The sequence below is a fragment of the Kitasatospora dryopteridis genome, assembly GCF_050749075.1.
Taxonomy (GTDB): Bacteria; Actinomycetota; Actinomycetes; order Streptomycetales; family Streptomycetaceae; genus Kitasatospora.
The window spans coordinates 8,105,019-8,130,487 of the sequence record NZ_CP192749.1 but is presented as its reverse complement, the minus strand read 5'-3'; the positions used below and the strand labels follow the sequence as shown (position 1 = coordinate 8,130,487).

Annotated in this window: 23 protein-coding genes and 3 pseudogenes; 12 read left to right on the top strand and 14 right to left on the bottom strand. The window is 72.9% G+C overall.

The window, feature by feature from the left end; all coding sequences use genetic code 11:
- The first annotated feature begins 200 nt into the window (after nucleotides 1-200).
- Together ACQ614_RS37170 and ACQ614_RS37165 are read left to right on the top strand one after the other, a co-directional pair.
- Entirely contained in the window at nucleotides 201-1,022 is an 822-nt protein-coding gene (locus ACQ614_RS37170; RefSeq protein ID WP_431683547.1) for a Mut7-C RNAse domain-containing protein, read from the top strand.
- A 286-nt stretch (nucleotides 1,023-1,308) separates the two neighbouring features.
- A complete protein-coding gene (locus tag ACQ614_RS37165; protein WP_431678574.1) occupies nucleotides 1,309-2,499 on the top strand; it encodes an IS110 family transposase in 1,191 nt (396 codons plus the stop codon).
- A gap of 8 nt (nucleotides 2,500-2,507) precedes the next feature.
- On the opposite strand, the gene ACQ614_RS37160 is transcribed toward ACQ614_RS37165, so the two are convergent.
- Nucleotides 2,508-2,975, bottom strand: a complete 468-nt coding sequence (locus ACQ614_RS37160) for a hypothetical protein (protein ID WP_431683545.1) — start codon at nucleotides 2,973-2,975, stop codon at nucleotides 2,508-2,510.
- A 267-nt stretch (nucleotides 2,976-3,242) separates the two neighbouring features.
- On the opposite strand from ACQ614_RS37160, the gene paaK reads away from it, so the two are divergent.
- Complete coding sequence (paaK, locus tag ACQ614_RS37155) at nucleotides 3,243-4,592, top strand: phenylacetate--CoA ligase PaaK (RefSeq protein ID WP_431683543.1); 1,350 nt, start codon at nucleotides 3,243-3,245, stop codon at nucleotides 4,590-4,592.
- A 68-nt stretch (nucleotides 4,593-4,660) separates the two neighbouring features.
- Here paaK and ACQ614_RS37150 read toward each other — a convergent pair whose 3' ends face one another.
- A complete protein-coding gene (locus ACQ614_RS37150; protein ID WP_431683542.1) occupies nucleotides 4,661-5,122 on the bottom strand; it encodes a MarR family winged helix-turn-helix transcriptional regulator in 462 nt (153 codons plus the stop codon).
- On the opposite strand from ACQ614_RS37150, the gene ACQ614_RS37145 reads away from it, so the two are divergent.
- Nucleotides 5,121-6,068, top strand: coding sequence for an SDR family oxidoreductase (locus ACQ614_RS37145; RefSeq protein WP_431683540.1), 948 nt, complete (start codon nucleotides 5,121-5,123; stop codon nucleotides 6,066-6,068). The genes ACQ614_RS37150 and ACQ614_RS37145 overlap by 2 nt on opposite strands.
- Nucleotides 6,069-6,161: 93 nt before the next feature.
- Here the strand turns inward: ACQ614_RS37145 and ACQ614_RS37140 are convergent, their stop codons facing one another.
- Nucleotides 6,162-7,304, bottom strand: coding sequence for an MFS transporter (locus tag ACQ614_RS37140; protein ID WP_431683539.1), 1,143 nt, complete (start codon nucleotides 7,302-7,304; stop codon nucleotides 6,162-6,164).
- A 389-nt stretch (nucleotides 7,305-7,693) separates the two neighbouring features.
- On the opposite strand from ACQ614_RS37140, the gene ACQ614_RS37135 reads away from it, so the two are divergent.
- Nucleotides 7,694-8,185: a DUF1269 domain-containing protein gene (locus ACQ614_RS37135; protein ID WP_431683538.1), complete on the top strand. Its 492-nt coding sequence runs from the start codon at nucleotides 7,694-7,696 to the stop codon at nucleotides 8,183-8,185.
- Nucleotides 8,186-8,223: 38 nt separating this feature from the next.
- On the opposite strand, the gene ACQ614_RS37130 is transcribed toward ACQ614_RS37135, so the two are convergent.
- Nucleotides 8,224-8,931 (bottom strand): glycoside hydrolase domain-containing protein, encoded by a 708-nt coding sequence (locus ACQ614_RS37130; RefSeq protein ID WP_431683536.1) that lies wholly within the window; start codon nucleotides 8,929-8,931, stop codon nucleotides 8,224-8,226.
- Between ACQ614_RS37130 and ACQ614_RS37125 the strand changes: the two genes are divergently transcribed.
- Nucleotides 8,924-9,337 carry a hypothetical protein gene (locus ACQ614_RS37125; protein WP_431683535.1) on the top strand — a complete coding sequence of 138 codons (414 nt, stop codon included), beginning with the start codon at nucleotides 8,924-8,926 and terminating at the stop codon, nucleotides 9,335-9,337. The genes ACQ614_RS37130 and ACQ614_RS37125 overlap by 8 nt on opposite strands.
- 122 nt (nucleotides 9,338-9,459) lie before the next feature.
- On the opposite strand, the gene ACQ614_RS37120 is transcribed toward ACQ614_RS37125, so the two are convergent.
- Nucleotides 9,460-10,488: a saccharopine dehydrogenase family protein gene (locus tag ACQ614_RS37120; protein WP_431683534.1), complete on the bottom strand. Its 1,029-nt coding sequence runs from the start codon at nucleotides 10,486-10,488 to the stop codon at nucleotides 9,460-9,462.
- 125 nt (nucleotides 10,489-10,613) lie between these two features.
- Between ACQ614_RS37120 and ACQ614_RS37115 the strand changes: the two are divergent.
- The 5 genes and pseudogenes from ACQ614_RS37115 to ACQ614_RS37095 all read left to right on the top strand — a co-directional run.
- Nucleotides 10,614-11,002 (top strand): annotated as a pseudogene (locus tag ACQ614_RS37115) (DJ-1/PfpI family protein); the annotation flags it as partial.
- Nucleotides 10,957-11,271, top strand: a pseudogene (locus ACQ614_RS37110) (IS5/IS1182 family transposase); the annotation flags it as partial. The pseudogenes ACQ614_RS37115 and ACQ614_RS37110, both read left to right, overlap by 46 nt.
- Before the next feature lie 72 nt (nucleotides 11,272-11,343).
- Complete coding sequence (locus ACQ614_RS37105) at nucleotides 11,344-11,886, top strand: GNAT family N-acetyltransferase (RefSeq protein WP_431683533.1); 543 nt, start codon at nucleotides 11,344-11,346, stop codon at nucleotides 11,884-11,886.
- Between the two features lie 138 nt (nucleotides 11,887-12,024).
- Nucleotides 12,025-12,456 (top strand): hypothetical protein, encoded by a 432-nt coding sequence (locus ACQ614_RS37100; RefSeq protein WP_431683532.1) that lies wholly within the window; start codon nucleotides 12,025-12,027, stop codon nucleotides 12,454-12,456.
- Between the two features lie 56 nt (nucleotides 12,457-12,512).
- Nucleotides 12,513-13,088, top strand: a pseudogene (locus tag ACQ614_RS37095) (GNAT family N-acetyltransferase); the annotation flags it as partial.
- Between the two features lie 130 nt (nucleotides 13,089-13,218).
- Here ACQ614_RS37095 and ACQ614_RS37090 read toward each other — a convergent pair.
- The 3 genes from ACQ614_RS37090 to ACQ614_RS37080 form a co-directional block, all read right to left on the bottom strand.
- The gene (locus ACQ614_RS37090) at nucleotides 13,219-13,806 is read right to left on the bottom strand and encodes a hypothetical protein (protein ID WP_431683530.1); all 588 of its coding nucleotides are present in this window, start codon (nucleotides 13,804-13,806) and stop codon (nucleotides 13,219-13,221) included.
- Between the two features lie 160 nt (nucleotides 13,807-13,966).
- Nucleotides 13,967-16,366, bottom strand: a complete 2,400-nt coding sequence (locus tag ACQ614_RS37085; protein WP_431683529.1) for a glycoside hydrolase family 2 protein — start codon at nucleotides 16,364-16,366, stop codon at nucleotides 13,967-13,969.
- A gap of 219 nt (nucleotides 16,367-16,585) precedes the next feature.
- Entirely contained in the window at nucleotides 16,586-17,899 is a 1,314-nt protein-coding gene (locus ACQ614_RS37080; RefSeq protein ID WP_431683528.1) for an ABC transporter substrate-binding protein, read from the bottom strand.
- 488 nt (nucleotides 17,900-18,387) lie between these two features.
- Between ACQ614_RS37080 and ACQ614_RS37075 the strand changes: the two genes are divergently transcribed.
- Nucleotides 18,388-19,437, top strand: coding sequence for a LacI family DNA-binding transcriptional regulator (locus ACQ614_RS37075; protein ID WP_431683526.1), 1,050 nt, complete (start codon nucleotides 18,388-18,390; stop codon nucleotides 19,435-19,437).
- Nucleotides 19,438-19,462: 25 nt separating this feature from the next.
- Here the strand turns inward: ACQ614_RS37075 and ACQ614_RS37070 are convergent, their stop codons facing one another.
- From ACQ614_RS37070 to ACQ614_RS37045, 6 genes are all read right to left on the bottom strand, one after another.
- Nucleotides 19,463-20,491, bottom strand: a complete 1,029-nt coding sequence (locus ACQ614_RS37070; protein WP_431683525.1) for a LacI family DNA-binding transcriptional regulator — start codon at nucleotides 20,489-20,491, stop codon at nucleotides 19,463-19,465.
- A 109-nt stretch (nucleotides 20,492-20,600) separates the two neighbouring features.
- Complete coding sequence (locus ACQ614_RS37065; RefSeq protein ID WP_431683524.1) at nucleotides 20,601-21,053, bottom strand: hypothetical protein; 453 nt, start codon at nucleotides 21,051-21,053, stop codon at nucleotides 20,601-20,603.
- Between the two features lie 111 nt (nucleotides 21,054-21,164).
- Complete coding sequence (manA, locus tag ACQ614_RS37060) at nucleotides 21,165-22,373, bottom strand: mannose-6-phosphate isomerase, class I (protein ID WP_431683523.1); 1,209 nt, start codon at nucleotides 22,371-22,373, stop codon at nucleotides 21,165-21,167.
- 89 nt (nucleotides 22,374-22,462) lie between these two features.
- Nucleotides 22,463-23,497, bottom strand: coding sequence for a LacI family DNA-binding transcriptional regulator (locus ACQ614_RS37055; RefSeq protein WP_431683522.1), 1,035 nt, complete (start codon nucleotides 23,495-23,497; stop codon nucleotides 22,463-22,465).
- A 67-nt stretch (nucleotides 23,498-23,564) separates the two neighbouring features.
- On the bottom strand, nucleotides 23,565-24,437 hold the full coding sequence (locus tag ACQ614_RS37050; RefSeq protein ID WP_431683520.1) for a carbohydrate ABC transporter permease: 873 nt from the start codon (nucleotides 24,435-24,437) through the stop codon (nucleotides 23,565-23,567).
- Nucleotides 24,434-25,396: a carbohydrate ABC transporter permease gene (locus tag ACQ614_RS37045; RefSeq protein WP_431683519.1), complete on the bottom strand. Its 963-nt coding sequence runs from the start codon at nucleotides 25,394-25,396 to the stop codon at nucleotides 24,434-24,436. The genes ACQ614_RS37050 and ACQ614_RS37045 overlap by 4 nt, the downstream gene beginning before the upstream one ends.
- Between the last annotated feature and the right edge of the window lie 73 nt (nucleotides 25,397-25,469).

Here is a 25,469-nt window from a genome sequence, read left to right as displayed (position 1 = left end):
ATCCCGCCAGCATCCGGGTTTTTGCTGGTGCTGGCTTCACCTCCGTTCGGGTGGATGCCCCCGCAGGAGCCCGGGTTGACGCCGTGTCACTCGCGCCGGTGCGGGCGTCGGCGGTCCTGCCCGACGTGATGAGGACCGGTCCGGACGGCGTGATCGGAAATGGGGCGACCGGCGCATCCGCCGGCTGGCATGCTGGTCGTGTGGAGAGCGCGGAGATCTGGATCGACTTCGACCCCCCGTTGCACACCTTCGTCGGTGCCAAGAGGCGGGCCGGCCGGTCGCCGGTGCGGACGGACGTCACCTCGACGCTCGGGCACGTCGTGGAGTCGCTGGGAGTGCCGCTGACCGAGGTCGGCGGCCTGCTGGTCGACGGCGTGCACGCGGACGCCTCGCGCGTGCCCGCGTCCGGCGAGCGGGTGTCCGTCCTCGCCGTGGCCAGGCCCCAGCACCTCGCCGGGCCGCCGCGTTTCCTCCTGGACGTGCACCTGGGCACGCTCGCCCGCCGGCTGCGCCTGCTCGGGGTCGATGCCGCGTACGAGAGCGTGGACATCGGCGACCCCGCGCTGGCGGCGCGCTCGGCCGCCGAGCAGCGGGTGCTGCTCTCGCGGGACCGCGGGCTGCTGCACCGCCGCGAGCTGTGGGCCGGCGCCTACGTCTACAGCCACCGGCCCGCGGACCAGCTCCGGGACGTGCTGTCCCGGTTCGCTCCCCCGCTCGCCCCGTGGACGCGCTGCACCGCCTGCAACGGCACGCTGCGCGAGGCCGCCAAGACCACGGTCCGCAAGCACCTGGAGGACGGCACCGAGCGCTCGTACGACGTCTTCGCCCAGTGCACCGCCTGTGAGCAGGTCTACTGGCGCGGTGCGCACCACGGCCGGCTGAGTTCCCTCGTGGCGGAGGCCTTGGCGGAGTTCGGCGGCCACCGGGCGCAGCCGGGCTCGCCGCCCGGCCCGCTGAGCACGAGCATCGCGCCGCAGCGGCGCGGCCGGCGGGAGCTCTCCCCGGAGGTGCGGGAGGCGTAGCCGGGGCCGGCGGCCCGCCTGCCGGGCGGGGCGACCACCGCGATCAGCGGGTCCTACGTTGTTGGTGGGTTGGACGGGCCGTCGTAAGGTCCAGAGGCCCAGAGACGCCGGGTATGGCTTTCAGCGGGTTGCACTCGATGGTTCGACCGCACCTGGCCGCCCGGTGTCTCACGACGACTCGGCCGCTGATTAGGAGCTGCGAGCCCCTGCGGGTGCATCGCTGAGTAGGACCACGCTGGCGAGGTCGTTCGGGAGAACAGCGCACACCGACGAACCGGAGGATCCCGTGCCCCAGATATGGGCGGGCGTGGACATCGGCAAGACCCATCACCACTGCGTGGTCCTGGACGCCGAGGGCAAGCGACTGCTGTCGCGACGCGCGCTGAACGACGAGCCGGAACTGCTTGCCCTGCTCGCCGACGTGCTGGCGATCAGCGAGGACGTCGTATGGGCGGTCGATGTCACCGAGGGCATGGCCACGCTGCTGATCAGCGTGCTGCTCAACCACGGCCAGCAGTTGCATTACATCCCCGGCCTCGCGGTCAACCGGGCATCGGCCGGCTACCGGGGCACCGGCAAGACCGACGCCAAGGACGCCACCGTCATCGCCGACCAGGCCCGGATGCGCCGCGACCTGACCGTTCTGCGGCCGGATGATGAACACACCATCGAGCTGCGAGTCCTCACCAACCGCCGGGCCGACCTGAACGCCGACCGCACCCGCCGGATCAACCGTTTGCGGGGCCAACTCACCACCGTTTTCCCCGCGTTGGAGCGGAGCCTCGACCTGGGAAACGTCGGCCCGCTGACCTTGCTCACCGGCTACCAGACCCCGGCCGCCCTGCGCCGCACCGGCCGCAGACGCCTGGAGACCTGGCTGCGCAACCGCAAGGTCCGCAGCCCCGAAGTCCTCGCCGACGCCGCTGTCGAGGCGGCCGAGCGCCAGCACACCGCCGTCCCCGGAGAGAAGATCACCGCTCAGGTGATCCACACCCTGGCGAAGGAGGTGATGGGCCTCAACGAGCAGATCGCCGAGATCGACAAGCTCATTGCGGCCCGGTTTCGCGAGCACGAACTCGCCGAGATGATCTCCAGCATGCCCGGAATCGGTCCACTGCTGGGCGCCGAGTTCATCGCCGCCACTGCAGGCGACATGAGCCGCTTCGGCACGGCCGACCGCCTGGCCAGCCTTGCCGGAGTCGCTCCGGTGCCCCGGGATTCCGGCAATGTCAGCGGCAACCTGCACCGCCCCCGGCGCTACCACCGCGGCCTGCAGCGCGTCTTCTACACCTCCGCACTGATCAGCATCCGCAGCTGCGACGCGTCCCGTCGTTTCTACGAACGCAAGCGCGCCGAAGGCAAACGGCACACCCAGGCCGTCCTCGCCCTGGCCCGGCGACGGGTCAACGTCCTGTGGGCCCTGATCCGTGACGGACGGTGCTTCCAACATGAACTCCCGGTCACAGCAGCGGCTTGACAACATCATTAGGAGGTGCGGAGTGCGGCCGTGCCGTGGAGTGCGGCCCCCTGTGCCCGTGCGTCCTCGAGGGCGGCGGCGAACGTCTCCATCCGTTCCTGCCCCGCCGGGCCCGGGGTCCCGGTCGGCCAAGTCCCCGGCGGGACGATGACCACCAGCACCCTGCCCCGGTGTTCGGCGGCCGCCCGCCAGGTCCCGGAGGCCACCGGCTGCGGCTGCGGCTCCCACGCCTGGCGTCCGCCGACCAGGACCAGCCGTTCCACGAGGCCTTCGTGCAGTTCCACCACCGCCGTGGTGTCGGGGGCGTTCCCGGCCGCCAGGACGAATCCGCTGTCCACGGCGTCGCCGACCAGGTCCGCGTGCCGGTCCCGGGTGACCTCGACGATCACCTCCGCGGCCGTCTCCCCGTCCTCTCGCTCCCGCACGACCAGTGCCCACACCATCGGCTCGGGCTCGCCGCCCGTCTCGTCCACCATGACGGGACCAACGAGCCGGACCCGGGAACGCATGCCCGACGTGAGGACGGATTCGGCGCGCGTTCGTCGACCGGGAGGGCCGCCGACGGCAGGTGGCGTCAGGCGGGGCGGAGTGGCGGCGGGCCCCGCCGGCGGCGCAGGAGGACGTCGCCGGTCGCGCCGATCCCGCCGGCCGCGCGAGCCTTGACACGGTGGTCCACGCCTGGATTACTGGGTTTCCGAACGACCTGACCGAACGATCGGTCGGCAGGCTTGGCGGGAGGCGCGATGGGCGGCAACGGCACTGGGGATCCGCGGCACGGAGCGGGCCGCCTCGGCGAGCCGCTGCCGGCCGACCTGCGCGACGCCGGGGAGCGCCTCGACCCGCGCGAGCTGGCCGACCTCCAGCTGCGCCGACTGCAGCAGACCCTGCAGCACGCCTACAAGAACGTCGAGTTCTACCGGCGCTCCTTCGACGCGGCCGGCGTCCGCGCCGAGGACTGCCGCACCCTCGCCGACCTCGCGCGGTTCCCGTTCACCACCAAGGCCGATCTGCGGGACAACTACCCGTTCGGGATGTTCGCCGTGCCGATGGCCGACGTCCGGCGGGTGCACGCCTCCAGCGGCACCACCGGCCGGCCCACGGTGGTCGGCTACACCGAGAACGACCTGTCGATGTGGGCGGACGTGGTCGCCCGCAGCATCCGCGCGGCCGGCGGCCGCCCCGGCCACAAGGTGCACATCGCCTACGGGTACGGGCTGTTCACCGGCGGCCTGGGCGCCCACTACGGCGCCGAACGGGCCGGCTGCACCGTGATCCCGGCCTCCGGGGGCATGACCGCGCGCCAGGTGCAGATCATCCAGGACTTCCGGCCCGAGATCATCATGGTCACCCCCTCCTACATGCTCACCCTCCTCGACGAGTTCGAACGGCAGGGCATCGACCCGCGCAGCTCGTCGCTGCGGGTGGGGATCTTCGGCGCCGAGCCGTGGACGGAGGAGATGCGGCGCGAGATCGAGGAGCGCCTCGACCTGCACGCCGTCGACATATACGGCCTCTCCGAGGTGATCGGCCCCGGCGTCTCGGCCGAGTGCGTGGAGACCAAGGACGGCCTGCACATCTGGGAGGACCACTTCTACCCGGAGATCGTCGACCCGTTCTCCGACGAGCGGCTGCCCGACGGCGAGAGCGGCGAGCTCGTCTTCACCTCCCTCACCAAGGAGGCGCTGCCGATCATCCGCTACCGCACCCGCGACCTCACCCGGCTGCTGCCCGGCACCGCCCGGCCGGCGTTCCGCCGGATGGAGAAGGTCACCGGCAGGTCCGACGACATGATCATCCTGCGCGGGGTCAACCTGTTCCCCACCCAGATCGAGGAGATCGTGCTGCGGACCCCGGCCGTCGCCCCGCACTTCCAGCTGGAGCTGACCCGGCGCGGACGGATGGACCACATGGCGGTGCGCGTCGAGTGCCGCCCGGACGCCACCCCCGAGCAGCGCGAGGCGGCTGCCGCGGCCATCGCCGCGGGCGTCAAGGACGGCGTCGGCGTGAGCGTCGCCGTGGAGATCGTGCCGCCCGACACGCTGGAGCGTTCGGTGGGCAAGCTGCGGCGGGTGGTCGACGCCCGCGACAAGTAACGGCGACAGGTCGCAGCGGCCGGCCGCTGCCACGCCCCCGAGGCGCGGCGGTGGCCGGCCGCTGTCCGTCAGGCGTCCTTGTTCGCCTTGAGCTTGCGCCAGACGGTGCCGAGCGCCTGGAGGTCCTCCCGGTCGAGGACGTCGGTGAAGACGGGCGCCAGGCACTCCCGCCGGGTGGCGTCGGCCTCCTCGAAGACGCGGCGCCCCTCGGTCGTCAGCGCGACCTCGACGGAGCGGGCGTCGCGGGCGGAGGGGGTGCGGGAGACCAGGCCGCGGGCCTGGAGGGCGTCCAGCACGCGGGAGACCTGGCTGCGGCTGAGCATCGCGCTGTTGCCGAGCACGGAGGCGGCGACCGGCTCCTCGCTGCCGGCGAGCCAGAGCATCACCTCGAACCAGGACACCGGCAGGCCGTGCGCCGCGGTCAGGGCGCGGTCGACGCGCTCGGTGAGCACCGTTCCGGCCCAGACCAGGCCGTAGAAGGCGTGGTCGGCCTCGGACATCTCCGCCGGGGTGAGCTTCCTGGTCGCCATGGCAGGGATCATACCGGGTTGCGTGTGTGCGCACGCAATGCTTATGGTGTGTGTGCACACATCGAATCACGGTGTGCGCCGCACCCGTCCCGGAAGGACCCCCACCATGTCCCCCAAGGTCGTCCTGATCACCGGCACCTCCTCCGGCATCGGCCTGTCGGCCGCGATCGCCGCAGCCAGGGCCGGCTGGCGCACCGTCGCCACCCTCCGCGACCCCGACCGCGCCGATGCGCTCCGCAAGGCCGCCGCCGACGCCGGCGTCGAGCTCGACGTCCGGCAGCTCGACGTCGTCGACGAGGCCTCCGTCGCCGCTGCAATCGACGGTGTGATCGCCGACCACGGCCGACTCGACGCCGTCGTCAACAACGCGGGCGCCGGGCACCTCGGCACCCTCGAGAACGAGACCGTCGCCGACGTCCGCGCGGTCATGGAGGTCAACTTCTTCGGCGTCCTCAACGTCTCCAAGGCCGCCCTCCCCCACCTGCGCGCGACCGGCGGCCGCCTGATCACCGTCACCAGCGTCGGCGGCGTCGTCGGGCAGCCCTTCAACGAGGCCTACTGCGCCGCCAAGTTCGCCGTCGAGGGCTACATGGAGAGCCTCGCCCCGGTGGCCGCCTCCGTGGGCGTGGCCGTCAGCGTCGTCGAACCGGGCGCCGTCGCCACCGAGTTCGTCAACAACATCCGGCTCGACCTGGAGGCCGAGATCGCCGAGGCGGGCCCGTACGCCCCCGCCCTCACCGCCTACCTCGACCGCACCGTCGCCCAGTTCCTCAACGGCGCCCAGACCCCCGACGCCGCCGCCGAAACCGTCCTCGAGGCCCTGACCGCCGACCGTCCGGCCTTCCGGCTCCAGACCTCCGACTGGGCGCGCGGCTTCACCGGCACCAAGCTGAACGACCTCGACGGCTCCGCCGTGCTCGGCATGACCGGCAGCTGGGTGGGCTGACCACCCGCGCCGGGCACGGCCGTCGGGCCGACGGCACCGGCCTGCAGGCGTCGAGCACCTGCAGGCCGGCCGCAGCCGCAGCCCGCGCGAACGCTACGCCGCCACCGCCCGCGCCCGGCCGCGCAGCGGCGACCGCCACACCGCGGCCGCCGCGGTCGCACTGCCGAGGACCACGGCCGCAAGGACGAACGCCGCCACCGGGCCGGCCCGGTCGGCGAGCAGTCCGGCCGCGGCCGAGCCCAGTGCGCCGCCGAGGTTGTACGCGGTGTTCACCCAGGCGCCCGCCTCCGTCCGCGACCCGGCCGGCACCAGCTCCTCCACCAGCAGGTAGGCGGTGACCAGCAGCGCGTCCGTGCACGCACCCGCGCCGAGCAGCGCCGTCGCGGCCCCCGGCGGGGCGAACAGCAGCGCCGGCAGCGTGCAGCAGGCGGTCGCCGCCGCGGCCAGCACCAGCAGCCGTCGTCCGGGGGCGGCGCGCCAGGCGAGCCGGCCGTACACCAGGCCACCCACCACCCCTCCGACCGAGAACAGTGCCAGCAGGGGCCCCGCCGCGCCCGCGCCCCACGCCACCACGACGGCGATCTCGTCGACGGCGATCGCGGCCGACACCGCCAGCACCACGGCCAGCAGGGGCACGAAACCGGGCGAGCGCAGCGGCCCGAGGACGACGCCGCCACCCTCCGCCGTCTGCGCGTCCGCCTTCCGGCCCCGCAGGGCCCGGCCGAAGGCGGCGAAGCCGGCCACCGCCAGTGCTGCGCAGGCCACCAGCGCCCACGCGGGCGACGTCCGGGCAGCCAGCAGCCCGCCCAGCAGCGGGCCGCAGGCGAACACTGTCGACTCGGCCACCGTGTCCAGGCTCAGCGCACACCGGCGCTGCTCCTCGCCGGTGGTCAGTTCGCCCCACAAGGTACGCATCAGCGGCCCGACCGGCGGCGGGAACACCCCGGCGGCCGCCGCCAGCAGCACGGCGGCCCAGGCCGGCAGACCGGCGGCCGCACCGGCCGCGAGCGCCCCCAGCAGCAGGGCGTAGCAGGCCGTCAGCACCGTCAGGGTGCCCGGGCGGCGTGCCACCAGCCGGGCGCGCAGCGGCCCGAGCAGGGCCGACACCAGGCCGAACAGGCCGACCGCCGAACCGGCCGCGGCATAGGAGCCGGTGCCGTCGCGCAGGGCCAGGAGCAGCGGCAGTGGAAGGACGCCGTAGCTCAGCCGCGCGGCCAGCGCGGCGACGAAGGGCATCCGGACATGCGGAAGTGCGAGGACAGCGCGATAGCCGGCGCTGCCCCGAGAAGGTCGGGACACGGGATTTCTCCGGTACTCGGGGTGAACGTGACGGGTCGACAGGGCGCCGCCCGGCCCGCGCGCGGCGCGGGGGCGGACGGCCGGTGTCGGCCTGTCAGTGCGGCCCGGAGATGTCCATGGCGCTGATCGTAGGCGTACCGGGCCTCCGGGCGCCACACCCTTGTGGATGCCCGGGAATCGCCCGTTCCCGCCGGGCCACGGCCCGTCCCTGTCGGGACCGGGGCGGCGGGCGCGCCACGTGTGGTGTCCCAGGGGGCCGGAGCCGACAATGAAGTCGGCGCGCGGCGCCGTCGGGGGGAGGTCGTCGGGGGAGATCGGAGACCGTCATGGCAGCCCTGACCGTGTGGCGCTTCCCCACCTCGGAGGGAGCCCAGGCCGCCCTGGACACCCTGCAGGACCTGCAGCGCCAGGAACTGATCACCGTTCAGGACGGGGCGGTGGTGAGCTGGCCGGAGGGCGCCAGGAAGCCGAAGACCCGGCGGCTGAGCACCCTGACCGGTATGGGCGCGCTGGGCGGCACCTTCTGGGGGCTGCTGATCGGCATGCTCTTCTTCGTCCCGGTGCTCGGCATGGCCATGGGCGCGGCAGCCGGCGCCACCGCCGGACACTTCGCGCACTTCGGCATCGACGACGACTTCATCAAGCAGGTGCGGGAGCGGGTCACCCCCGGTACCTCGGCCCTGTTCGTCCTCAGCTCGCACGCCGTCCTCGACAAGGTCCGGCCGGCGTTCGAGGGCCTGCAGGCCGAACTCATCGAGACGAACCTCACCGCCGAGCAGGAGGCGCAGCTGCGCGAGACGTTCACCGAGGAGGACTGACCGCCGGCGTTCCCGCCGGCGGCCGTCCTCGCGCCGGTTCAGCCGGTGACGGCGACGGGGGCGTCCCAGGCGTTGCGGTCGACGGTGAGGGTGGCGCCGCCGTAGGTCTCGCGCTGGTTGACCTGGTACTGGTGGCCGCGGCGGTGGCCGGTGAACAGGCCCGCGGCGTAGGGGAAGCTGCCGGTGGTGTCGGCGGCGCCGTCGTACTTGGCGTACCAGAGGGCCTCGGGCAGGTCGGGCTTGCCCTGCGAGGCGGCCTTGGCGATGCCGGCCGCGGAGGAGGAGGCGAAGCCGTAGAACCCGGGCCGGTAGGCGCGGGCCTTGAGCGCCCGGTCGAAGGACTGGGTGTAGGCGAGGACGGCGTCGCCGCAGGCGGTGTCGGCGGCGTTGTAGGCCTCCACGTCGAGGTAGACCGTGCTGCCGGCGCGCATGCCGAGCGCCGAGGCCTTGGCGGCGGCGTCCGCGCCGTCGGCCGCACCGAGGGAGACCGCGGTGTCGGCGGTGATCTTCTCCGGGCTGCTGCCGGTCTGGCACGGCGGCTGGGCGCCGACGTACAGCGGGATCAGCTTCCAGCCCGAGCCGGCGACCGAGCGCACCCAGGAGGCGGTCAGCTGGGGCTGGGCGCAGCCGCGGTTCTTGCCGCCGATGTAGACGGCGATCGCGCCGTACGGGGAGGTGCCGCTCCAGGCGTTCATGGTGGTCAGCGGCGGGGCCGTGCAGGTGTCGAAGGCCAGCCCGGTGAACACGCTGCCCGACGACGTGCCCGCCGGGGCACCGCCGGCCGCACCCGGCGCCTTCGACGCACCGGCGGACGGGCTCCCGGACGCCGACGCCGAGGCCGAACCGGAGGCGGACGCGGAGGCGGAGGCCGACGCGGACGCCGAGCCGGAGGCCGAAGCGGAAGCCGACGGCGAGCCCGAGACCGACGCCTCCGGGACAGCCGACGCACCGGCCCCCGCCACGTCGGCCGCAGCGGCCGCCCCACGCTTGTCGTCCGCAGGCTTGGCGCACGAACTCAACGCCAGCGCACCCGCAGCGATCAGACAGGCGGCGGACAGCGCGGCGCTGCGCCGCGGACGGATGGGGCCGTTCGGCACGGGGTTCCTCACAGGAGTGTGTCCGCTGGGACGCGGAGAGCGACTGTCGGTATGAATATCACCTGGTGATCGCTCCGCTCCAGTCAGGGTGTACGGAAACGGTTCCGGTGCACCGCGCAGCGTTCGGCAGGTGCGTTCGGGCACCTGCCGATCGCCTCTGCGATTCGGTGTCGGCTCCTACGCGTGCAGCTCCAGGGTGAGGTGCGCGGACAGGGCGCGGAGGAAGTCGGGGGCGTCGAAGATCTCGCCGGCGGAGGCGACGCCGACCGTCCGGGTCCGGCCCGTGAGGATGCGGTCGACGGCCTCCACCGCGAGCGGCGCGGTGACGGCGTAGATGTCCCGGCCCCTGGCCACGGCGCGCCGCTCGGTGTCGCCGGAGCGCACGACGACGTCGACGAGGAAGGTCTGCGCGGACCGCCCGCGTTCGTCGGCCCCGGTCGGTGCCGGTGTGTCGGGCGCCGACAGATCCCTGGCCGCCTCGACCGTCATGTAGCAGCGCACCTCCGGGACGGACAGGTGGCTGGGGACGGTGACGACGTCGGCCATGGTGAACTCCCCGATGACGGACCGCGTCCCGAGCGGTTCGGGGAACGGCCACTCCAGGGTGGGCGGGTTGTCGTCCCGGTACTCCAGCCGCCCGTCGGCGAAGCGGACGCGCCGGCCGTCCCGCCGCTGCCGGGAGACCGCGCCGGCGGTACGCGTCCCGGCCGTGGGGTGCCAACTGCTCAGCCCGTACGCGACGTGCACCTCGTCGGCCGCCGTCCAGTCCCCCATCGCCGCGGTGGCCAGCAGGTCGCCGAGGCCGCCGAAGAAGGCCATCGCCGGGACGACCACCGCTCCGCGGGCCCGGGCACGGTCCGCGAAGTGCGCGAACGTGTCGGCGTTGGCCTCGATTTCGGCCGCCACGTCCACGTACGGGATTCCGGCGCGCAGTGCCGCCTCGGCCACCGGCGCGGCCGTCGTGGCGAAGGGGCCGGCGCAGTTGACCACGGCTGCCGCCCCGGCGAGGGCGCGGTCGAGCGCGGCCGGATCGTCGACCGCTGCCGGACGGGTGTCCAGTCCGGATTCGGCTGCCAGTGCCTCCAGCTTCTCGGCGTCGCGGCCGCTGAGCAGCGGGACGAACCCGCGGTCCAGCAGCTCCGCCACCACGAAGCGGCCGGTGTGCCCGTACGCGCCGTACACCGCCACCGTGGGCCCTGATCCCATGGGTACTCCCCCTGCTTCCCTGCTCGAACGGTCCGCTCCGGCCCGTCATCCGTTGTGAACATCCTGACGAGGACGGCTGCCGGACCGTGAGTGTCCGGAACGCCATGGCTCGTACAATTCCGGACATGGGAACTGCCGCACTGGCCGTCACCGGCGGGATGCTGCACTGTCTTTGGCGTACGAGGTCTTCGGCTCCGCGCCGGCCGCGGTGACGGTCCCCTGGTACGACGTCACGCTGTGCGGACCGGGCGCCGTCCGGATCGAACGGTTCCGACTGGAGCCCGACCACGGGCTGGAGCGGCTCCCCGACGCCGACACCGTGATCGTGCCGGGCTGGGCCGACGTCGACGAGGAGCCTCCCGCCGAGCTCGTCGACGCGGTGCGCGCCGCCCACGAGGCAGGTGCACGCGTGGCCTCGCTCTGCACGGGGGCTTTCGTGCTGGCCGCAGCCGGGCTGTTGGACGGACGCCGCGCGACCATCCACTGGGTGCACACCGACGCCCTGGCCGCCCGCCGGCGGTCGTCGTGACGGCAGGGCAGGCCGGGGACACGCCCGCGTTCACGACCGTCATGGCGGCGATCAGCGTTCCCCGCACCGGCCCTGGGCAACCGCGCACCCGGCCCGACACGGTGATCGCGGATCACCCTTACTCGGCTCGCGCGATCCGTTCCCACCTGCGGGAACGCCGTGTCCGTGCGGTCGTCCCGCAGCCGGTGCACCAGGTCCGCAACCGGCTGCGGCGCGGCTCGTGCGGCGGCCGACCGCCCGGCTTCAACGCCGAGACCTCCTAGGGCGTTTATCGAAAACGCCTGGTCATGATGACGGAGAGCCCATTTGTGATCCAGAATGATTGGGTGGTCACGCTTGAGACTCCCCGTTTGGTCCTGCGTCGCTGGCGCGAGGAAGACGTTGCGCCCATGGCTGCCATCAATGCCGACCCCGAGGTCATGCGGTGGATCCGTGACGGCAGCGTCCGTGACGAACAGCAGACTCGCGGCGGGGTCCAGGCATGGGAGAGCGAGTGGGAGTCACAGGGCTTCGGCCTGTTCGCCGTGGAGATCCGGTCCACCGGCGAGCTGGCCGGGTTCACCGGCCTTTCGGTGCCCGACTTCTTGCCGGAGGTGCTGCCGGCGGTTGAGGTCGGCTGGCGGCTGGGACGTTCCCACTGGGGGCAGGGCTTGGCCACTGAGGCCGCTGCGGCCGCCGTCCGGTTCGGGTTCGAAGAACGAGGGCTGGAGCGGATCGTCAGCATCGCTCAAGTGGGCAACGACGCCTCCGAGCGGATCATGACCAAACTGGGGATGCATCCGGTCCGTGAGACCGTCAATCCCACCAGCGGTCGGCGAGTACGGGTGTTCGAGCTGTCGTCGGACCAGTACGTCACAACCACTCGTTGACGGCGGCAGCGAGGACGGTAGCCCCGTAGCGGACCGCGAGTTCGTCGTACCCGGCGGCCACGGCTCGATGTCTCTCGAGGCGATCGATGCCGCACCTGACCGCGTGCCGGGCCCTGCAGCCCTCCGGGTCGAACTTCGGTGGCCCGCCGCCACGGGAACCGCGCTTCCTGCGGTTGCACGCCTGGTCGGCTCTGTCCGGGATGGTGCGGCGAGTCCCCCGCTGCCCTGCCGTCACCACGATCCCCACGGCCCGTACTCGACGGGCACATCCCGCCACGGCGCCCCGGCGCGGACCCGGAACCGCAGGGCGCGAGCCGGTACAACAACGGCGCCGCACTGAACGGCAACCTCTTCCAGGACGTCTCCTGCCTGCACCAGAGCCAGAACCACTACGGTCTTGGCGTCTGGTTCGCCGGCCACCGGAACGGCGCCTCCGGCCTGGCCGGCCCCAACACCGCCGACATCGACCACCACAAGGCCGCCGTCTACTGGATCAAGGCGCAGATCGACGCCGACTCCGCCAACCTCGGCAACGACACCCGCTTCTGGGTGCAGGTGCCCGCCATCTGAGGTCCGAACCACCGGGCTCCCACCCACCGCTGCGCGCCATCGCGGCCTACCTTGCGATGGCGCGCACCGGCGTCCGCGCTGCGTCCGGGCCGTTTCGTTCGGATCGGAGTGCGGGTCCTGCCCCTCGAAAAGCAATCGGCGCTCGGGGTGCACTGCTGTTGACTGTGTGCATGGACACTGATGCGGTCGGTTTTGGAACACCGGAATCGATACAGTTGAGGCGCTTCCAGGAGGGCGACTCGGTGGAGGAGCTGACGCTCCTGCTCCACCGCGCGTACGCGGATCACGCTGCGGCCGGCCGGGTCTTCTTCGCTTCCTACCAGTCCCCGCAGGACACCCGCCACCGCCTGAGCAAGGGCGAGTGCTGGGTCGCTCTCGACGAGGACGACGCGCTGCTGGGCACCGTCACCGTCTCCGCGCCCTTTGCCGCGCCGGCCGGCTACCCGGCGCCCGGGGAGGCGGGATCGTTCTGGCAACTCGCCGTGGATCCGTCGCAGCGGGGCAGTGGGCTGGGTCAACGGCTGCTGGCACTGGCGGAGTCCAGAATTGCAGCCCTGGGGTCGAGGCACGTCGTCATCGACACGTCCGCCGCAGCAGATGACCTTGTGGCCTGGTACCGGCGACGCGGCTACGCCCCGGTCGGGACCTGGCGGTGGACCGTCACGAACTACGACAGCACCGTCCTTGCCAAGCGGCTGCCGACAGGGCCGAAGGCTTGCCGAGTTCCACCTCGCGGACCAGTGGCCGCACCCCCGCCACGGTCTAGAGGAGCACGAAGTAGAGCACTGCTCCGTCGACGACCGCGAACAGTGCGAAGAGCAGCGGAAGGCGGGAGGAGTACGGCGGTTCGCTCTCGCGGGTGGCGAGCGGTGCGCTGTCGATCGGGGCGGGTTTGGCGAGGCCAGTCCAGGCGCGGTGGGCCTTCGGGCGGACGCGTACGTGCCACGGCCGCTCGGGGTCGTACTCGACGGGTATCGTCCGGCCGGCCCGGAAGAGGTCGAGGTCCATCACGTTGACCTGTGCCTTGGTGTCGACGCGGTAGGCGGACCGGTCGGCGGGTGCCACGGTGAGGTCGAGCCGTACGGTGTGGTCGGGGCCCTCGTCGAGGGCGGTCGCGGACTCGACCCTGGCGACGGCCGGGGACATCGGGCCCGTCGTGGTCAGTCCCAGCCGGCGCCGGTGGCCTGCGCGCAGCAGGGCCACGGCGAGCAGGGCCGTCCACGGGACGGCGTTGACCCCGATCACGAACGGGCCGATGCCGGCGCCGCTGCCCAGCTCGGCCGCACCGGACGCCACCGCCCCGAGCTCCCAGCCCACCAGGCCCCACAGGGCCACGCCGATCCAGAACACCGCTCCCCCAGCCTCTCGTGCGGTCCCGCCGGGCCCGCCTCGGTGCGGATGGTACCGACTCGGAGTACACGGCGGCTGTCCGGACGGACGGCAGGGCGGGGTCGTGCCGGTGGCACGGCCCCGCCCCGGGTGCTTCAAGCGGCGATCCGCCGTCGGCCCGTCAGGACGGTTCCACGGCGAACAGTGCGCCGCGGACGGCCTCGGGCGTGACGGGCGGGCAGCCCGTCACGCGGATGACGGCCTGTTCGCCGGGGAGCAGGGTCAGCAGGCCGTGGTCGGCCGATGCGGTCGGGGCGAGCCGGTCGGCCTGGAGCAGCAGGTCTCGCACGAGGGTGCGGGCGGTGACCGTGACGTCCACCGCCCCGTCGGCGCCGGGCACCGGCCGGACGCCGACCTCGTACTCGGGCTGCGGGTAGGCGAACACCCGGTCGGTCACCGGGAAGTGCACGGCGCGCAGCCCGTCGGCGTCGGCGGTCAGGAACTCCTTGGCGGAGCCGTCGGCCGGGGCGAGGGCCGCCGGGACGGCCAGGCGCGTGACCGAGCGGGGCGCCACCGTGGTCTCGGTTGCGGTGTCCGCGGTGGCGGTGCCGTCGGCGGCGAGGCGGCGCAGGCGCAGGGTGGTCGTCCAGGGTTCGGCGGCCTGGTTGACCAGGGCGACCTCGAGGGTGCCGTCGGCCGTCGACTGCACGGTGAGCAGGCGGTCGGCGTAGAGGCGGCGCAGCTCGTGCCAGAGCGGCTTGAGCCGGCCGTCGCCGTCGACGGCGGCCCAGGAGGAGACCGGCCAGCAGTCGTTGAGCTGCCAGACGACGGTGCCGGCGCAGCGGGGCCAGTGGGAGCGCCAGTGCTCGATGCCGGTGGCGATGGCGCGGGCCTGGACGACCTGGGCGAGGTAGTGCCAGCGGTCGAAGTCGGCGGGGAGTGCGAAGTGGCGCTCGATGCCGCGGTCGAGCTTGCCGTTGCCGTCCTCGGCCTTCTGGTGGTGGAGCATGCCGGGCGAGTCGGCGGCGAGCCGTTCGCCGGGGAGGGCGCGCTGCAGGGTGGCGTGGGCGGGGGGTGCCTGCCAGCCGAACTCGGCGACGAAGCGGGGCACGCTGTCGCGGTACTCGGTGTAGTCGCGGCGGTTCCAGACCTCCCAGGAGTGGTGGGTGCCGTGGTCGGGGTCGTTGGGGTGGTGGTCCCAGGAGCCGGACCAGGGGCTGCCCGCGGTGTAGGGGCGGGTGGGGTCGAGTTCGGCGACGATGCGGGGCAGCAGGCCGAGGTAGTAGCCCTCGCCCCAGGAGTCTCCGGCGAGTTCGGGCTCCCAGCCCCAGTCGCGGAAGCCCCAGAGGTTCTCGTTGTTGCCGTTCCACAGGACGAGGGAGGGGTGCGGGGTGAGGCGGGTGACGTTGTCGCGGGCCTCGGCCTCGATCTCGCCGCGGAGCGGCTGCTCCTCGGGGTAGGCGGCGCAGGCGAAGAGGAAGTCCTGCCAGACCATCAGGCCGAGTTCGTCGCAGGTGTCGTAGAAGGCCTCGTCCTCGTAGATGCCGCCGCCCCAGACGCGGACGAGGTCGATGTTGGCCTCGGCGGCCTGGGTGAGGCGGGTGCGGTAGCGCTCGGGGGTGACGCGGGTGACGAGGGTGTCGTCGGGGATCCAGTTGACGCCGCGGACGAAGAGGCGCTCGCCGTTGACGACGAGGGTGAAGCCGGTGCCGTCCCGGTCGGCGGAGCGGTCGAGTTCGACGGTGCGGAAGCCGATGCGCTGCCGGCGGGTGTCGAGCGGCCCCGTGGGGTCGGCGAGGGTGACGTCGAGGTCGTAGAGCGGCTGGTCGCCGCGGCCGCGGGGCCACCACAGGGCGGCGTCGGGGACGTCCAGGGCGAGGACGGCGGTGTCGCCGTCGAGGACGGTCTCGGCGGTGCGGCCGTCGACGGCGGCGCGGACGGTGAGCGGCCGGCCGGCGCCGGTGGCGGTGCGCTGGACGGTGAGGTGCAGTTCGACGCGGCCGGTGCCGTCGGCGACGGTGGCGAGGGGGCGGACCTCGGCGAGGCGGGCGGTCGACCAGTGTTCGAGCCTGACGGGCCGCCAGATGCCGGAGGTGGGGAGGGTGGGGCCCCAGTCCCAGCCGAAGCTGCTGGCCATCTTGCGGATGTACTGGAAGGGCTCGGGGTAGACGTTGGGGCGCTCGCCGGTGATCGCCCGGACTTCGGCGGCCTCCTGGTAGGGGCTGGTGAAGTGGACGGCCAGGTCGCCGGCGAGGCCGGTGACGTCGAACCGGTAGGTGCGGTGCATGTTGCGGGTGCGGCCGAGCTCGGTGCCGCCGAGGGTGATGCGGGCCGCGGTGTCGAGGCCTTCGAAGACCAGGTCGGTGCGCTCGTGGGTGCCGGCGGCGGTGATCCGGGTGGAGTACGTCCAGCCACGGTGGCCGATCCAGGCGACGTCGTTCTCGTTGGCGTGGAGGTACGGGTCGTCGATGAGCCCGGCGTTCAGCAGGTCGGTGTGGACGCTGCCCGGGACCTGGGCGGGGAGGAGCTCTCCGTCGTGGTGCAGGCTCCAGCCCTGGTCGAGCTGGGTGACGTCCTTCATGTTCGGCTCCTGTTCGTTCGGCCGGGCGGTGACGTGCGGCGCGTGCAACCGTAGCCCGTCGGTGAGGGTCTGTCCATAAACCGGTTTTGCTGGCGCGGCAACCGTCAAGAATGTGCCGCTGAGCTGGATGTTTCCTGATGGATTGCAGCCGTCCGCCAGCCGAATCCTTGGATTAGCAAGGGCTTGACTTGACCGGTTCAGTACGGTCGGCGGACGGGGTCAGCGGGCAGCGGTGCGCTGCGCGGCGGACCACTTCCTGTTGAGGTCGGAGAAGAAGGCGTCCCGGCCGCCCGGGGCGGCGCCACGGGCCACGTCGATCAGCCGCTGCCGGTACTCGGGTGTGTCGAGGGCGATGCCGGAGGCCTTCTCGATCGCGCTGACGGCGGCCGCGCCGTCCTGGGTCTGCACCACGATCCGCACGCCCCGCTCGTCGAAGGGCTTCAGGACGTCGGGCAGCGGTGTGCCGGTGACCGTGGAGATGGCCTGCTCGGCCCGTGCGCTGCCGGACTGGGTGATGTACCAGTAGATCCAGGCGCGCGCGGCGTCCTTGTACCTGGAGTGCTTGTTGACGGCGTACTTGTAGTCCGGGCTGGCCACCGAGCAGTGGTGGCTGTTGGTCTGCGCCGGGAAGGGCATGAACCCGATGTCGTCGGGGTTGTGCCCGGCGGCCCCGGCGGCCTTCCGCATCTGCGGCACGGCCCAGGAGCCGAGCAGCATCGTCGCGACCTTGCCGCTGCCCATCAGGGCCTTGGACTGCTCCCAGTCCGTGGCCGTCGGGTCGCCCTCGGAGAGCTTCTCGTGCACCACGTCGAAGAGGAGGCCGTCGACGGCGTACGGGTCCTGGCCCGCCCGCCACGGCTCGGCGGTGGAGGCCAGCGCGTCCTTGGCGGTGTTGCTGCAGCTCGGCGCGCCGATCACGTCCGACCACTGGCGCAGCGGCCAGGCGTCCTTGTAGTTGGTGTAGTACGGGATCGCACCGGTCGCGGCCTTGATCGCCTTGAGGTCGGTGATGAACTCCCCTCCCGTCCTGGGCCATTCGGTGATGCCGGCCTCCCGCCAGACCGCCTTGTTGTAGACCAGGCCGGTGGCGATGCCGATGTTCGCCAGGCCGTAGACCTTGCCGCCCACGGTGGCGTACTCGGTGAAGTCGAAGGTCGGTGCGAGGTCGTCGGCGCTGCCGAGGGGGTCGAAGTAGGCCGGGAACCGGCCGATGGCCAGGCTGTCGGGGATCAGCAGCACATCGCCGGGCCGATCCCCTTTCAGGCGCTTCATCGCCTCGCCCTCGTAGTCGGTGAACCCCTCGAAGCGGACCTCGACGTCGGGGTAGACCTTGCGGAAGGCGTCGGCGTAGCGCTCGAGGGTGCCGTCCGAGACCTGGTCGGTGCGGTTGGTCAGCACGGTGATCTCGCCGGAGACCCGCTCGGGGTCGACGCCCGCCAGGGCCGCGGAGGGCGGGGGCGTGCCGCCCTCGCTGCCGCAGGCCGTGAGCGCCACCATGGTCGCGGCCGCGGCGGCCGTCCACCTTCTTCGCATCGTCGGAGGTCCTTCGCTGAGGTCGTGGAGTCGTCGGGGGCGCGGCGCTACGGCCCCGGGCGCGGAGTGCGGGGCGGGCCGGGGCAGTCCGGGGCGAGCGCGGCACGGTGTGCGCAGCAGGGGCGCGCAGGTTCGGCGCACGGAGGCCGGCCGAGGGTGGGTGGCGGTGCGGACGGAGTGTTGGGGCGTCCGTCCGCACCGCGTCCGTGGGGCCGTCGCGATCACCGGACGGCGACCGACCGCACCGCGCCGGAGCGGCTCGGCCCGGCGGGGTCGACGGCGTGCGGTCGGCCCTGTCGGCAACGGCCGACGGGAGGTTGTTAACCGCTTAATGAACATTCACCGTACGGCCGCACCAAAGCCCTGTCAATGGCGGATTTACCGGTTTCGGTTTCGGCCTCGCCGGGAACCCTGGGCAGGCGACAGCGGTGACCGGAGCCGTAGTAGCTTGAGGGGAGCACACCGCTTCATCGGTTCAGAAGGGTCTCGTGGATCAGGTGTCCCAGCAGCAGAGTCCTCCCGCGCGCCGGCCCACCATCACCGACATCGCCCGGATCGTCGGGGTGTCGAAGGTGTCCGTCTCCAACGCGCTGAACGGGCAGCCCGGCGTCTCCGAGGCGACCCGGCAGCGGATCGTGGCCGTCGCCGAGGAGATCGGTTTCGTCCGCAACAGCGCCGCCCGGGCGCTCAGCGGCGCGAAGGCCGCGGCCGTGGGCCTGGCGCTGTGCCGGCCGGCCCGGATGCTCGGCACCGAGCCGTTCTTCATGGAGCTCATCGGCGGCATCGAGAACGTCCTGTCCGACGCCTCCTACTCGCTCGCCCTGCAGGTCGTCTCCGACCACGAGCGCGGGCTCGAGGCCTACCGGCGCTGGTGGGGCGAGCGGCACATCGACGGCGCGATCCTGGTCGACCTGCGGGAGGACGACGAGCGGGTGCCGGCCCTCGAGCAGATGGGCCTGCCGACCGTGGTGATCGGCCACCCCTCCGGGTCCGGCTCGCTGACCCCCGTCTGGTCGGACGACGCCGCGGCCGTCCGCGAGACCGTGGAGTACCTGGCCGCGCTCGGCCACCGGCGGATCGGCCGGGTGGCCGGGCTGAGCGGCCTGGTCCACACCTCGATCCGCGACCGGGCCTTCGCCGCGGCCTGCGCCGACCTCGGTGTGGAGGCGCTGCCCACCGTCCACACCGACTACACCGGCGAGGACGGCGCCCGGGTCACCCGCCGCCTGCTGCTCTCCCCCGTCCGTCCGACGGCCGTCCTGTACGACAACGACATCACGGCGGTCGCCGGGCTGTCCGTCGCCCAGGAGATGGGCCTCCAGGTGCCCCGCGACCTGTCGATCGTCGCCTGGGACGACTCCCCGCTGGTCCAGGTGGTGCGGCCCCCGCTCACCGCACTGACCCGCGACATCCACGCCTACGGCGCCAACGCCGCCCGCACCCTGCTCGCGCTGATCTCCGGCCGCGACACCGGCGGGTACGAGGACCTGGCGCCGCAGCTCACCCCACGGGGCAGCACGGCGGCACCGCAGGCGTGAACGGCCGGGCCGGCGTGCCGAGGGGTCAGTCGCCGCGCGGCGGCGGGGCGGTGGTGCCGCGGGGCACCAGCACGGGGGCGCCGATGATCCGGGACGGCGCGTGGCCGTTGTCCAGCAGCTCGAGCAGGCAGTGGGCGACCTCGGCGCCGAAGGCGAACGGGTCGTGGCTGAGGGCCGACAGGGCGGGCCAGGTGATCCGGCACAGGTCGGAGTCGTCCCAGGCCACGATCGACACGTCCGCCGGCACCCGCAGACCCATCTCGGCGGCGACCGCGACACCGGCCACGGCCATGATGTCGTTGTCGTAGAGGATCGCCGTCGGCCGGTCGGCCCCGGCGAGCAGCTGGCGGGTCGCCCGGGCCCCGCCGTGCGCGGACAGGTCGGTGTGGACGCTCGGCGCGTCCGCCAGACCGAGGTCGGCCGCGGTGACCTCGAAGGCCTCCGCCCGCAGGATGCTCCGGCCGAGCGCCGCCGGCCCGCGGACATGGGCGATCCGGCGGTGCCCGAGCGCCGCCAGGTAGCGCACGGCCTCCGTGGTGGCCGCGGCGTCGTCGCCGGTGACCGCCGGGAACGGGCCGCTGAACTGCGGCGGGGCCACCGCGACCACCGGCATGCCGAGGCGCTGGACCGCCTCGATGCGCGGGTCGTCGGCCGACACCCCGATCAGCACCGAACCGTTGACCCGGCCGGACTGCCACCACTGCCGGTACAGCGCGAGCTCGGCCTCCGGGTCGGCCGCGATGTGCAGCAGCAGGGCGCAGGGGCGTTCGGTCAGGACGCTCTCGATGCCGCCGATGAGCGCCATGTGCACGGAGTCCAGGCCGGCGCCGGCGGTGTCCCGGGTGATCGCCATGCCGATGGTGTGCACCTGCGCGCCGCGGGCCAGGGAGCGGGCGGCGAGGTTGGGCGACCAGCCGAGGTCGCGGGCGGCCTCGACGATGCGGCGCCGGGTCTCGGCGGAGACGCCCGGCCGGTCGTTGAGGGCGAGCGAGACGGCCCCCGCGGAGACCCCGGCCCGGGCGGCGACGTCGCGGATCGTCACCCGGCGTCCCATGCTGCATCCCTCTCGTCGACCCGGCGGGCGGGCCGCGGGTGCGGCTCGCCCGGTCCATCCTGTCAGGTCGGAGGGGGTGGGCGGTCACTCGGGCGGCGGGCGGGGTGGGTCAGCGGGTGGGGGTCATGGCCTTGGCGTGGGCGGCGAAGAGTCGGGCCGTGGTGCGGGTGGGGTTGGCGGGGTCGTCGAGCCACATGACACGGTGGCCGTCGTAGTCGGGGTAGCAGGAGCCGTCGTCGACGCGGGAGGTGAGCAGCCAGAACTGGTCGCCCGCGCCGCCGGCGGTGCGGACGGCGTCGGTCCAGGCGGTGTAGGCGCGGTCGCGGGCGGCGGTGTCGGGGATGTCGCGTCCGGCGTCGATCTGGAGGCCGAACTCCTCGACGACGACGGGCTTGCCGAGGGTGCGGCCGTCGCGGATGTGGTCCTCGATCCACCTGGTGCCCCAGGCGGTGGCGTCGGCGCCGGGCTTGGAGCCGCTGGTCTCGCCCCAGTTCTGCGGGTAGACGTGGACGGTGCCGTAGTCGACGACGGGATCGCTCGGCGGGTCGCTTCGGGGCGTCACGACGGCATGGGCCGAGCCGCAGTTCGCACGGTGGCCCGCATCCGAATTGCGCAGTTCCCGCGCCCCTGGAGCGACCACCCGAGCGCCTGTTGAAGACCCGCGCCGGTCGGGTCAGGGAACGCGGGCCCGGAAGAGGGTGGCGTTTCCGTCGAGTACGGCTTCGGTGCCGGCCGGGAGGTAGGCGCTGTCGCCGCGGTTCAGGGTGAGGGCGGGGCCGGTGCGCCCGGTGAGCCGGGCGGTGCCGGCGGTGCAGAGCAGGATCTGCGGGCCCGGGTCGCGGAGGGCCGTAGGGCCGGCGAGGTCGAGTCGGGAGAGGGCGAACTCGGCTGCGGGCGCCGGGTAGTGGGTCTCGCCGCGGCCGTCGGGGCGGGCCTCGACGAGGGCGGGGGCGGTCGGGGTGAAGTCGACGACGGCGGCGAGGGCTCCGGTGTCGATGTGTTTGGGCGTCAGGCCGCAGCGCAGCACGTTGTCGGAGTTGGCCATGATCTCGACGCCGGTGCCGCGCAGGTAGGCGTGCGGGACCCGGGCGTCCAGGTAGACGGCCTGGCCGGGCCCCAGCCGGACGTGGTTGAGCAGCAGGGCGGCGATCAGGCCGGGGTCGCCGGGGTAGTCGCGGGCGGCGGCCGCGTAGGCGGCGTAGCTGTGGGCGTGCGGTCCGGGCCGTTCGGCGGAGCGGGCCAGGGCGGTGGAGAGTTCGGTGGCGGCGCCGGTGGCGCGGGCCCGGCCGGGCCCGAGGGCCTCGGTGAGGACGGTGCGCAGAGCGGTGGCGGGGTCGGCGGTGCGCAGGACGTCGAGCCAGGGCCCGAGTGCGGGCACGTGCAGGGCGGCGAGGAGGTCGGCGGTGGCGGCGGGGTGGCGGAAGCCGCAAAGGGCGTCGAAGTCGTCGAGCGCGCAGAGCATTTCGGGCTTGTGGTGGCGGTCCTTGTAGAGGCGGTGCGGTGCGTCGGCGGGGACGCCGGCGGCCTCTTCGGCGGCGTGTCCGGCCGCAGCCTGCTCCTCGGTCGGGTGGACCTGGACGGAGAGGGCGTGTTCGGCGGCGAGGACCTTCAGCAGGAAGGGGAGGCGGGGGCCGAAGCGGGCGGTGACGGCGGTGCCGAGTTCACCGTCGGGGTCGCGGGCGATGACGGCGGTCAGGGGTTCGGGGCCGGTGCCGCGGTCCAGGCGGGAGGGTGCCTGGGGGTGGGCGCCGAGCCAGAGTTCGGCCTGGGGTTCGCCGGTGGGCGGGGTGCCGAGCAGGTCGGGGATGGCGGTGGTGGAGCCCCAGGCGTAGGGGCGGATCCGGTTGCTGAGCAGACCCGCGGCGGGTCGGTGCTCGGTCATGGGGTGCTCCGGTTCGGGTGGTCCGGTCCGCCCCCGCTCTCCTTGACCCTCAACAGGGAGGCGGGGGCGGACCGGGGTCTGGGCCGCGGTCAGGCGGCGCGGGGCGGGGCGCTGCTGCCGCGCGGGAGCAGGACCGGGGTGGGCGCGGGGCCGGAGGTGACGGGCCGGCGGTCGATGAGGTCGTAGAGGCTGCGGGCGACCTGGGCGCCGAAGCCGTGCACGTCGTGGCTCATCGCGGAGAGCGGCGGGTGGGTGAGCCGGCACAGCTGGGAGTCGTCCCAGGCGATCAGGCTGAGGTCGCCGGGGATGTGCAGGCCGAACTCGTGGGCGACGGCGGCGCCGGCGACGGCCATGATGTCGTTGTCGTAGATGATCGCGGTGGGGCGGCGGTCGGCCGAGGCCAGCAGGATGCGGGTCGCGCGGGCGCCGGCCTGTCCGGAGAAGTCGGTGGGCAGGCTGCGGGCCGGTTCGAGTCCGAGTTCGGCGGTGATCCGTTCCAGGGCGCGGGTGCGGATGGCGGTGTGGCCGAGGGCGGGGTCGCCGCCGACCCGGGCGATCCGGCGGTGGCCGAGCATGGCGAGGTAGCGGACGGCCTCCTCGACGGCTGCGGCGTCGTCGGTCCAGACGGCGGTGGCGCTGCCGCCGGTGAGTCCGGGGTGGCCGGCGGCCACGGCGGGCATGCCGAGGCGGGCGAGGGCGGGGATGCGGGGGTCGTTCTCGGTGAGGTCGACCAGGACGCAGCCGCCGACGCGCCGCTCCTTCCACCAGGCCCGGTGGACGCTGCTCTCCTGCTCCCGGTCGGCGACCAGCCGCAGCAGCAGCGAGGCGGACCGTTCGGCGAGGACGCTCTCGATGCCGGAGATGAACTCCATGTAGAAGGGTTCGAGGCCCAGTTGGCGGGCGGGGCGGGAGACGACCAGGCCGACGGTGTCGGTGTTCGGGGTGGCCCTGGCGAGGCTGTGGGCGGCGGGGTTGGGCACCCAGCCGAGTTCGGTCGCGGCGGCGCGGACCTTTGCCCGGGTGGGTGCCGACACTCCTGGGCGGTCGTTGAAGACCAGCGAGACCGCCCCGGCGGAGACCCCGGCCCGGGCCGCGACGTCGCGGATGGTGACGCGCAAACTCACGTACCCTCCCTGCTCGTTCGGCGGCCCGGCGCCGCGGCGCAGGTGCGGTGCCGGGCCGGGGCGGCGGTCACTTGGTCGATCCGGCGGCGAAGCCGCTGTAGATGAAGCGCTGGAGGGCGAGGAAGACCGCGAGGGTCGGCAGGATCACCAGGACGGTGCCGGCCGAGATGGTCTCCCAGTGGGCGCCGAAGGGCCCCTTGAAGCGGAACAGCGAGGTGGAGACGGTGCCGAGGTCGGAGGCCGGCATGTAGAGGAAGGGGATGTAGAAGTCGTTGTAGACGGTGATCCCCTTGATGATCACGACGGTGGCGACGGCCGGCTTCAGCATCGGCAGGATGATCCGCCAGTAGACGGTGAAGCTGTTGGCGCCGTCGAGCCGGGCGGCCTCGTCGAGGGAGACTGGGATGGAGCGGATGAACTGCAGGAAGACGTAGATGGAGACGATGTCGGTGCCGAGGTAGAGCAGGATCGGGGCCCAGCGGGTGTTGAAGGCGCCGAGGTCGTTGACGATCTGGAAGGTGGCGACCTGGGTGGTGACGCCGGGGACGAGCGTGGCGACGAGGAAGAGCCCCATCACCAGCTTCTTCAGGCGGAAGTCGAACCGGTCGATGGCGTAGGCGGTCATCGAGCCGATCAGCACCGTGCCGGCGGTCGACACCAGCAGGATGACCGAGGTGTTGACGAAGGCCTGGAGCATCTGCCCCTCGTCGAAGGCCGTCAGGTAGTTCCCGAGGTTGAACCAGTTGTCGGGCGGTGTCAGCGGCCCGGTGGTCTGGGCCTCCTTGCTGTCCTTCAGCGAGGTGAAGAGGACGACCACCAGCGGGACGAGGACGATCGCACTGGCGGCGAGCAGCGACAGGTACTTGGCCGTGCCGCCGGCGGTGACGCGGGGCGCCCGGCGGGTGCGGCGGGCGGCGACGGCGGTGTCGGTAGTGGTCACGACAGTTCAACCCTCTCCTCCGGCACCAGGCGGCGCTGGATCCAGGTGACGAGCAGGATGACGAGGAGCAGCACGACGGCGCCGGCGGAGGCGAGGCCGACCTTGTCGAACCGGAAGGCGAGCTTGACGGTCTGGATGACGAACGTCTCACTGCCGTTGGCGCCGCCGGTCATGATGTAGGGGATCTCGAAGACCGCGAGGGAGCCGGAGATCGCCAGGATCATGCTGAGGCTGATGATCGGCTTGATGCCGGGGGCGATGATGTGCCGGAACTGCTGCCAGCGGTTGGCGCCGTCGAGGGCCGCCGCCTCGTACAGGTGGCCGGGGATCGACTGGATCGCGCCGAGGAACAGCACCATGTTGAGGCCCGTGTAGCGCCAGACGGAGACGCCGGCGAGCGACTTGTTGACGAGGTCCGGATCGCCGAGCCACATCAGCTTGCCGTGGAAGCCCAGGAGGTCGAGCACCGAGTCGAGGGTGCCGCCGGGCTGGAAGAAGTACAGGAAGACGAAGCCGATCGCGACGCCGTTCACCAGGTAGGGGAAGAACAGGATGCCCTTGAAGACGTTGCGGAACCTGGTGTTGAAGCTCAGCACGGTGGCGAAGTACAGCGCGGCAGCGATCTGGACGAAGGACGCGGCCAGGTAGACACCGCTGACCAGGAAGACCTTGAACAGCTCGGGCCGGGTGAACAGCTGGACGTAGTTGTCCGCGCCGACGTTCTCCTTGGTGGGGCTGAGGCCGTCCCAGTCGGTGAGGCTGTAGCCGAGCATGTCGACGATCGGCAGGTAGGTGAAGGTCACCAGGAGGGCGAGCGGGACGAGCAGGTAGAGCCAGGGGGTGAACCACCAGTGCCTGCGGGCGGGCCGCCGGTGCAGGACCGGCTTCGTCGGTGCAGCCGGCTCGGCCGGGGCGGCCGCGGCCGGCCCCTGCTTCCTGTCCTTCTGCAGTGCAGTCATCATCGTTCCTTCGTTGTGCAGGACGCCGGGAGAGCGGCGCGGCGGTGCCGGCCTGACGGAGGGGCGGCGGGAG